At 72.1% G+C, this 949-nt stretch carries 2 protein-coding genes; both read left to right on the forward strand.

Features of this window, described 5'->3' with window-relative positions:
- Positions 1 to 528: phage portal protein (locus tag AC0CH3_RS17715; RefSeq protein ID WP_465238117.1), on the forward strand; the 528-nt coding region annotated here is incomplete at its 5' end.
- Positions 528 to 833 carry a DUF6127 family protein gene (locus AC0CH3_RS17720; protein WP_465238118.1) on the forward strand — a complete coding sequence of 102 codons (306 nt, stop codon included), beginning with the start codon at positions 528 to 530 and terminating at the stop codon, positions 831 to 833. The genes AC0CH3_RS17715 and AC0CH3_RS17720, both read left to right, overlap by 1 nt.
- The last annotated feature ends 116 nt before the right edge of the window (positions 834 to 949 follow it).

Raw genomic sequence — 949 nt, forward strand, 5'->3', positions numbered from 1 at the left:
GCCGCGCGGCCCTCGGGGGCGTTGGTCTATGATCCCGGCGACGGGTCGGCGCTGTCGGCGGATCAGTTTGCGCGGCTGAAGAGCGAGCTCGAGGCGTCGTTTGCGGGGAGCGGGAATGCGGGGCGGCCGATGCTGCTCGAGGGCGGGCTGAAATGGCAGGCGCTCAGCCTGACGCCCGCGGACATGGATTTTGCCGGCACGCGGTCGGCGGCGGCGCGCGAGATCGCGCTGGCGTTCGGGGTGCCGCCGATGCTGCTCGGGCTGCCGGGGGACAATAGCTATGCCAATTACCGCGAGGCCAATCGCGCCTTGTGGCGGCTGGCGATTTTGCCGCTGGCGACGAGCGTGCTGACGGGGATCGCGCAGGGACTGTCGGGCTGGTTCGAGGGGGCGGCGCTGCGCGTCGATCTCGACCGGGTGCCGGCGCTGGTCGAGGACCGCGAGCGGCTGTGGGACATGGTCAGCGCGGCGACGTTCCTGAGCGATGCGGAGAAACGCGCGATGCTCGATGTGAAGGAGGGGGCGTGATGAATGGGCATGTGCTGGCGCAGCTGATGGCGCAGGGGGCGGAGCGGGGCGCGGACCTGGTGACGCTGCGCGCGATCGCGGAGGAGGCGGGCGAGCTGGGCGCGACGCGCGCGCTGGCGCGGCTGGGGTTGAGCGACGAGCGCGCGCGGGGCGACGTGGCGGAGCTCCGCGAGCTGCTGGCGGCGTGGCGCGATGCGAAACGCTCGGTGTGGAAGGCGGTCGCGGGGTGGATCGCGCGGCTGTTCGTGGCGGTGGTGCTGGCGGGGCTGGCGGTGAAACTGGGGTTTGCGGCGTGGCTGAAGTGAGCGTCGCGTTTGCGGGCTATGCGGCGGTGTTCGACGTGGTCGATCGCGCGGGGGACGTGATGCGGCGGGGGGCTTTTGCCGGGATCCGTATCGGGGCTCGATGGGCTGCATGCCGC

Source organism: Sphingomonas sp. AC449 (assembly GCF_979253475.1).